The 7125-nt window shown below is 50.9% G+C and carries 8 protein-coding genes and 2 pseudogenes; all 10 read right to left on the bottom strand.

Going from position 1 to position 7125, the window contains the following annotated elements; all coding sequences use genetic code 11:
* Positions 1-47 precede the first annotated feature (47 nt).
* Positions 48-398: pseudogene (locus tag DWY93_RS13915) on the bottom strand (AAA family ATPase); the annotation flags it as partial.
* Positions 399-1020: 622 nt separating this feature from the next.
* A complete protein-coding gene (locus DWY93_RS13905) occupies positions 1021-2232 on the bottom strand; it encodes a site-specific integrase (protein ID WP_117470954.1) in 1212 nt (403 codons plus the stop codon).
* A gap of 147 nt (positions 2233-2379) precedes the next feature.
* Positions 2380-2565, bottom strand: a pseudogene (locus tag DWY93_RS17595) (site-specific integrase); the annotation flags it as partial.
* Positions 2529-2738, bottom strand: coding sequence for a hypothetical protein (locus tag DWY93_RS13890; protein ID WP_242990642.1), 210 nt, complete (start codon positions 2736-2738; stop codon positions 2529-2531). The pseudogene DWY93_RS17595 and the gene DWY93_RS13890, both read right to left, overlap by 37 nt.
* Before the next feature lie 71 nt (positions 2739-2809).
* The gene (locus DWY93_RS13885; protein ID WP_002576363.1) at positions 2810-3040 is read right to left on the bottom strand and encodes a hypothetical protein; all 231 of its coding nucleotides are present in this window, start codon (positions 3038-3040) and stop codon (positions 2810-2812) included.
* Positions 3033-3455: a type II toxin-antitoxin system PemK/MazF family toxin gene (locus DWY93_RS13880; RefSeq protein ID WP_117470956.1), complete on the bottom strand. Its 423-nt coding sequence runs from the start codon at positions 3453-3455 to the stop codon at positions 3033-3035. Before DWY93_RS13880 ends, DWY93_RS13885 begins: the two co-directional genes overlap by 8 nt.
* A gap of 582 nt (positions 3456-4037) precedes the next feature.
* Positions 4038-4199, bottom strand: coding sequence for a hypothetical protein (locus tag DWY93_RS17890; protein WP_242992203.1), 162 nt, complete (start codon positions 4197-4199; stop codon positions 4038-4040).
* A 294-nt stretch (positions 4200-4493) separates the two neighbouring features.
* Complete coding sequence (trxB, locus tag DWY93_RS13865) at positions 4494-5423, bottom strand: thioredoxin-disulfide reductase (RefSeq protein ID WP_117470957.1); 930 nt, start codon at positions 5421-5423, stop codon at positions 4494-4496.
* Positions 5424-5437: 14 nt separating this feature from the next.
* Entirely contained in the window at positions 5438-5761 is a 324-nt protein-coding gene (gene trxA, locus DWY93_RS13860) for a thioredoxin (protein WP_117470958.1), read from the bottom strand.
* Between the two features lie 161 nt (positions 5762-5922).
* Positions 5923-7104 (bottom strand): MBL fold metallo-hydrolase, encoded by a 1182-nt coding sequence (locus DWY93_RS13855; protein WP_117470959.1) that lies wholly within the window; start codon positions 7102-7104, stop codon positions 5923-5925.
* Positions 7105-7125 lie beyond the last annotated feature (21 nt).

Below are 7125 nucleotides of genomic sequence, written 5' to 3'. Positions count from 1 at the left end.
GTTTCTTTATATTATTTTATCTAGCACAACAGGTTAAATTATATTCACATACCGGAAAGTTGAATGTCGGCGGGCATCAAGTCTACTCCCTCCAGGTGATGCAGGATACCCTCGCCGGAATGAATCGGCTCATCCATCAGGATATGCCCTATAGCGTCCGACAGCGTAAAGGGCAACTTGTCCGGCTGGGGATTGCCTAAGCTGATCGTCAGGTTGCCTTGCGGGTCTCCGTCGATCAGCAGGACTTTCTTTCCGGCCTGCGCCAGCCCGATTCCCAAGTTGGCACAGGTCGTTGTCTTGCCAACGCTTCTCCGCTCCCGCTCCGGTCGGCGCTAAACATGTGCCACTGGCACATAGCGCCCTTTCTGGTTGGCAATGGCGATGATTTGCGTATTCATTGACTTCACCTCATTTCTAATTATTGCTGTTGCTTCTGGAAATAGAAAAAGCCGCCACTTCAAAATTAACAGTGAAGTGACGGCTCTTTCTATCGCCGGAATACGAGTTCCTGAAATGAAAAAAGCACCCAGCATTTATACTGTGTGCTACATCAAATTCATATTCAATTATTCAAATTAGCTCAAACTATGCCAAACTGCCACAGCCAAAAAACGAGGGGAAGGAGGGCTGAAAAGCCCCCAAAAAATCAGCTCTCGGTTAACCACTTTAGGAACCACTTCCCCCTCTTTTTGCCCTCTTTTTAGCCAGTTAACCACTTGCGGACCACTAAAAATTGGATGAAATCGGCTCTCGTTTTGCCAAATTTGGTCAAACCATATCAGCCCGTTTAGATATAGCAAAAGCCCGGAAAACCTTGATTTTCCGGGCTTTTGTAAACCTTTTGATATAGTCTGAGCAGTCGATTATCGCTTGCTGAACTGCGGAGCGCGACGAGCTGCTTTGAGATCGTACTCACCTATCCTTGGTCCAAAAAGTCCAGTATTTATGCGGGTTTTCTGGTTTTCCTCTCTCAGTAAACCCATAGGTAAACCCACGAAATCGAGGAATTTTTGGTGCAGTTTAACGCAGCCCGAATGCAGCATTCACAACGCTGCTTAATTTCTCAGGTTTATTATACTTGACTTTCGCATAGATGTCCATAGTCGTTTTGCTGTTCTCATGGCCTGCCAGATACTGCACCGTCTTTGGATCAACACCTTTGTAAATCAGATTGGTGATGTAGGTGTGCCGCAGCATGTGCGGAGTCACCTTGAAGTCCATCGTATACACCAGCTTGGGATTGTTCGGCTGATGCTCACCAAGCCTTGGCTTTATTCTATGCTTGATGGACTGCCCATTTACATAGGTGTAATAACAGCGTTCTGCGGTGGAACGGACTGTTATGTACTTCCAGACCCTCACAAACTGTGCTTCCGTCAAAACAGTTCCCTTTGAATTGGAGATCACATATTCCGATTCTGATTTTTCCCTTGCTTCCTTGAGACAGGCTACCAGGCATTTGGGAATCGGAACATCTCGCTTCGCTGCCGGAGTCTTCAAAAGTGTGTTGACCACCGGCTCACCGCCTTCCACATGCCATGCACGCCTTACAGAAATGTACGGCGTTTTTTCATTCAGGAATACGCAGTCCCATTTCAATCCAAGAATCTCTTCTCTACGCAATCCCGCGTACAAGCCGATCATTACGAAAACATACGGTGGTAGCTCACGAATGCTATCCAGCAAAATGGCAGTCTGTTCATCCGTCAAAGCTTCGCGCCGTTTCGCAGGCTTTCCTCCTCTTGCGCAAATCGTTTTGGATGGATTCTCTTTGATCACCTTGCTCTCTTCTGCCGAATTAAAAATGTTCTTAATCAGCATATTGAGCTGACCATACATTCCGGAAGAACCTTTTGATAGCGGAACCATCAGCAGCCGCAGGTCATCTGTGGTCACCTCATCCATATACATCTGTCCAATCGGCCCCACGATGTACCGATTCACCATCCGCGCGTATCCCTCCAACGTATTGGTTCTTACCGTTCCAGACCGCATCAACAGCCATTTTTCGCAGTACTCTTCCACGGTCGGATTCTCTCTGTGGAAAACCACTTCCGCGATTTTCTTCTGGGCATCTTCCACCCGGTCATATAATTCTTCGCGTGTCAGCCCATAAATCGCCACTCTCTTTCCGTCTGCATCTGTAATCCGGGTGCGGTAATACTGTACCCCTTTCATCATCACTGTTCCGTATTCCGGAAGTTCAGCAGGGCACTTTTTTCCTTTAGCCATGTGTTCTCCTCCTCGTCTATCTTCATACATTGGGTGTTGCTACTCTTATTATCATGGCGTACACTACTTCCTTCAAGGATGTCGAATGTATGTAAAAAGGGCAGGGATTTTTGACCATCCCTGCCCCAAGTTTTTTCTGATTTACTCTTAATCCCACGATGCAAAAGCATCTTCCAGCACTCCTGCGAGCTGCTCTGGGCGATTATATTTCACCTTGGCGTAAATATCCATGGTGATCTTGCTACTTTCATGACCGGCAAGATACTGAACGGTCTTCGGATCAACCGAAGCATGAATCAGATTCGTAATATAGGTGTACTGCGGCGATACGTCTTGTTCTCAATCTGCTGGATCGCTTCCTGTTCCTTCTGGTACAGTTCCTCTCTCGTTCTTGCATATAAGGAAACCCGCCGCCCCTGCTGATCTGTTACACGGGTTCGATAATACTGCGTTCCCTTCATACTCACCGTACCATAATCGGGAAGCATCATTCTTCTTGCCGCCATATCATTACCTCCAATCCTGTTGTTGCTTTCATTATTGCGGATTCATCGTCCATACTCAACGATGTCGATTTTTACCGCCGAAAGCTTCGAGGTTTGCGATATGTCGCAGCACGTTCCATCGGTTTTGCACGGTGCGTACATTTTGCAATGTACTCCTGAATCCCCACTTCCGTGAAATAAACGCAGCCGTTTTCCACATACTGAACATAGGAGATCAAACCGTCTGTTCTTGCAGCATCCAGTGTTTTTACGCTGATTCCCAGTATACTGGCTGCTTCCTTCCTTGTAATCAGTTTATCCATCGCCTTCTTCGCCTTCCTTTCGGCATTTGCCCTGTCTTTTTTTCTCTACCTGTTCCGGAATGTAATAACCAAGCTGAATCCTTACAGCTTCGTCAATCCCACGCATCTGACCCTTACTTACCCGCCCAAGATAGCGAATCACGCATATCTTGTCGCAGGTGTCGAGCTGTTCTGCCAATACCATAGACGGTTTTGCCAGTCCCTTTGCTTTACGGAGAAAGAAATGCGTTGGCTGCTTTCGCTTCTTCTCAATTTTTGATGTCAGCGGAGCAATCGTGATTGTCGGCGCATAATAATTACCGACATCATTCTGAAGAACCACAACAGGACGAACACCGCCCTGCTTTGATCCAACCGGAACACCGAGATTGGCGAGATATAAATCACCTCGCCGATAAACCCAGTTTTCTTTCATTTTCTGTTGTCTCCAATCTCCATACACTGATATGGATAAAGCCTGCCAGGTATCATGCTGATACAGCACCCGGCAGCGCTTTCTGAAAATATGGTTTCTCTGTACTTTTTCTTATCACCCCAGAGATGTAGGATTTCTCACAGGCGGCAGTGTGCTTCACTGCTCCATTGGAATTTAACCATCCCGCCTTCCTTATGGCCGGACCGCGAATTACGGAAGTATCATTGTCCCTGTCCGGCTTTAACACCGCCGCCGGTTGCAATCCGGCATTTGCTTCTGCGAAACCGCTATCGCCCCGATGGGCTTCATGGCGTGCAGTCGAAGGCTCGACCAAACAGGAATGTACCTGAAGAATGAGTATTCAGTTTTCAAGGGACATCCGGACTTTCGTCCTTACAAAGTAAGTTTAACAAGAATCCTCCTGTTTCGCGTTGGCCTCGTAGGCGCACTTTGGTTGTCCTTGCAGGACTACATACGGTTCGTTTTGATTTTTTCAGTGTCCTATACAGTCGGATTGGGGCAAAAAAAATGCCTCGTTGGTTTCCCAACGAGGCATCGAAGACGATTCTATCTCATACGACTTCACATCATGCATCCGAAGATTTGTTTTACAAAATTCGCTTGGTTTTTTCCAGAACGCTTAAACTGATCATATGCTCCTTCCGCATGAATAATCAGCATTTCAATTTCTGGAGCAGTAATGACATTTACCACGTCAATTTTCTGCTCATATGCTTTACTCAATCGAAATTCCTCTCTGCGAGAATCCAAAATCCGTATCACAGAAATCTGCTTATCGAATCCTTTCCGTAAGTACTATGCATAAAAGCACAGCCGCAGAGTACATCTGTGGCTGTGTTTTGTGTTCAGTTGCTCACTGTTGCGTGGACTGGATATGGAGAGACAACATATCTCCCGATCTTACATGGGTGATCTTATCTACCATCACTCTGGCAGTTTGCCTTGCAGATATGTCGGCATCCCCACTGCGGTCGTATCCGGCCTGACCTTAAACATGGCTTTTTCAATCTACCTCCCTTATCGGTTTTCCGCGATATATTTCTCCGCCATGTGGACTGCCATCGCGCCGTCCGCCACGGCGGTGACCACCTGACGGAGGGGCTTCGTCCGCACGTCGCCCACGGCGTAAACGCCGGGAATACTGGTTTCCGTGGTCTCTCCGGCCACGATATAGCCGCCGCCGTCCAGCGCCAGTTGACCCACCGCCAGCGCCGTGGCGGGCTGTCGGCCCACGCTGACAAATACGCCGTCGCAGTCCACCACGCTTTCCTCACCGGTGACGGTGTCCCGCAGGCGTACGCCGGTCAGCCTGTCCCCGGAAATCAGCGCGGAAACGGTGCTGTTCCAGCGGAATTCCACATTTTCGGCCTGTTCCAGTGGCTCGTGATAGATCTTGGTGGCCCGCAGGGTGTCTCTGCGGTGGACGAGGATCACCTTTTTCGCCACGCGGCTGAGAAGGAGGGCATCTGCCGCGGCGGAATTGCCGCCGCCCACCACGACCACCGTTTTGTCCTTGTAAAACATCCCATCGCAGGCGGCACAGTAGGCCACGCCCCGGCCCAACAGCTCCGTCTCTCCGGCAACTCCCAGCGTTCTGGGGTCTGCGCCGGTGGCCAGCACCACGGTTTTCCCCCGGAAGATCCCCTCGCTGGTCTCCACGAGCTTGGGAACCGCCGTCAGATCCATGCGGAGAACTTCCGCGTATTCGCTGCGTGCCCCAAAACGCTCCGCCTGCTTTTGCATCTTCTCCGCCAGAGAGAAGCCGTCGATCCCGTTCTCAAAGCCGGGGTAGTTGTCGATCTGCTCGGTCAGGGCCATCTGCCCGCCAGCAGACAGCTTTTCCAGCACGACGGTGTCCAGCCCCGACCGGGCCGCGTACAGGGCGGAGGTGTAGCCGCCCGGGCCGCCGCCTACCACGAGCATATCATAAACATGATTGTTGTTCATATCTGAACCCTCCGTTATTTCGCCAAGGCTTCCTGAATGAAGCGGTCGATCTCTGCCTTTGAGCCGGGCGCGGTGATGGAATCCACGGCCTTTCCGTTCCGGTACAGCACCAGAGTTGGGATGACCTCAATCCCCTCGGCCCCCGCCAGCCGCGGCTCCTCGTCAATATTGATCTTGCTGACAACGAGGCTGTCCGCGTATTCCTCTCCAATCTTCTCATACGCAGGGCCGATCCTCCGGCAATAGCCGCACCAGGGCGCCCAGAAATCCACCAAAACGGGCTTTTCGCTCCGGGTCGCCTGCTCAAACTGCTCCTGATTCATATTCATAGCTGCCATATCTGTCAGCTCCTTTCTTTTGTTTAGGTATTCTCAAGACTCCGTTCTCGCCCCACACCACATCGTGACCTCAACCTGAGATGACGGTACTCTGCCCTTGGGACATAAAGCAGATGAGTAAGACCATCATCTGTACGAGAATAGCTGCGGTTTGTTGCAGCTTATTCCGCGCAGAGCTCCGCCACAAGAGCATCCATCTGCGCTTCGCTGGTTTGGTTCAGTGCGCCGCGCAGCGATACCTCCGTTTCACACAGTCGGAGTTCCTTCATCTTTTCCAACTCGGCGCGCATCAGCCGCGCGGCAGCAGGGGCCCATGAGCCGTTTTCCATGAGGCCGATCCGGCGGTTTCGGAATCCCTTTGTCTGTAAATGATCCAAAAAGGCCTTCATGGGCGGGAACAGTCCTCCGTCATAAGTGGAGCAGGCCAACACCAGTTTCCCGCAGTAGAACGCACTGGCAACAGCGTAGGAAAGATCTGTCACAGTGAGATCACATATGCTGACCTGCACGCCTTTTTTCTCTAATTTACCCTTGAGGGTCTTCGCCGCATGGGCAGTATTTCCATGGATGGATGCGTGGGCAATCAGTATGCTCTCCGATTCTTCTGGTTCCCATTGTGACCAGAGATCATAGAGCCGCAGACACTCCTCCAGCCCTTCTGTAAGCACGGGACCATGGAGCGGGCAGATCGTTTGGATCTCCAGCGCGGAGGTCTTTTTCAGCAGAGCCTGCACCTGTGCGCCATATTTCCCGATAATATTGTAATAATACCGTCGGGCCTGCGGCACCCAGGGGGCACGGGCAGTCCGTTCCAGTGAGCCAAAGCGTCCGAAGGCATCCGCCGAGAACAGGATTTTTTCCGTTTCCTCATACGCCGTCATCACCTCCGGCCAGTGTACCATCGGTGCCAGCAGGAAGCGCAGCCGGTGTGAGCCCAGAGAGATCGTGCTGCCCTCGCCAACCTCCAGCATACGGTCTTCCGACAATGCACCCGTGCCAAAGAACTGCTTGATCAGGGTAAATGTTTTCGCGTTTCCCACGATCTTCATCTCCGGGTACTCTTGCGCTATCCGCATGAGGCTGCCGGAATGATCCGGCTCCATGTGTGTGACCACAAGATAATCGGGGTTGCGCCCCCCCAACACCTGCGCTACATTGGAAAGCCATTCCTCCGCCGCCCGTGCGTCCACGCTGTCCATCACGGCGATTTTCTCGTCCAGAATGACATAGGAGTTGTAGCTCACTCCCATAGGCTGGACGGGGTACTGGTTTTCAAAGAGTGCCAATGTGTTATCATCCACCCCTACATAGCGGATGGCATCTGTTACCGTTCGGATATCCATATAAAAAATACCTCCTATTCT

This window comes from Clostridium sp. AF28-12 (genome assembly GCF_003435225.1).
Lineage (GTDB): Bacteria > Bacillota > Clostridia > Lachnospirales > Lachnospiraceae > Pilosibacter > Pilosibacter fragilis.
Note: the sequence above shows the minus strand (reverse complement) of the source record. Positions and strands in the feature narration are given on the sequence as shown.

What these genes read in the sequence shown, in the direction of transcription:
- DWY93_RS13905 (WP_117470954.1), bottom strand. Translation starts at nt 2,232, where the DNA reads ATGGCTAAAGGAAAAAAGTGCCCTGCTGAACTTCCGGAATACGGAACA.
- DWY93_RS13890 (WP_242990642.1), bottom strand. Translation starts at nt 2,738, where the DNA reads ATGGCGGCAAGAAGAATGATGCTTCCCGATTATGGTACGGTGAGTATG.
- DWY93_RS13885 (WP_002576363.1), bottom strand. Translation starts at nt 3,040, where the DNA reads ATGGATAAACTGATTACAAGGAAGGAAGCAGCCAGTATACTGGGAATC.
- DWY93_RS13880 (WP_117470956.1), bottom strand. Translation starts at nt 3,455, where the DNA reads ATGAAAGAAAACTGGGTTTATCGGCGAGGTGATTTATATCTCGCCAAT.
- trxB (WP_117470957.1), bottom strand. Translation starts at nt 5,423, where the DNA reads ATGAACAACAATCATGTTTATGATATGCTCGTGGTAGGCGGCGGCCCG.
- trxA (WP_117470958.1), bottom strand. Translation starts at nt 5,761, where the DNA reads ATGGCAGCTATGAATATGAATCAGGAGCAGTTTGAGCAGGCGACCCGG.
- DWY93_RS13855 (WP_117470959.1), bottom strand. Translation starts at nt 7,104, where the DNA reads ATGGATATCCGAACGGTAACAGATGCCATCCGCTATGTAGGGGTGGAT.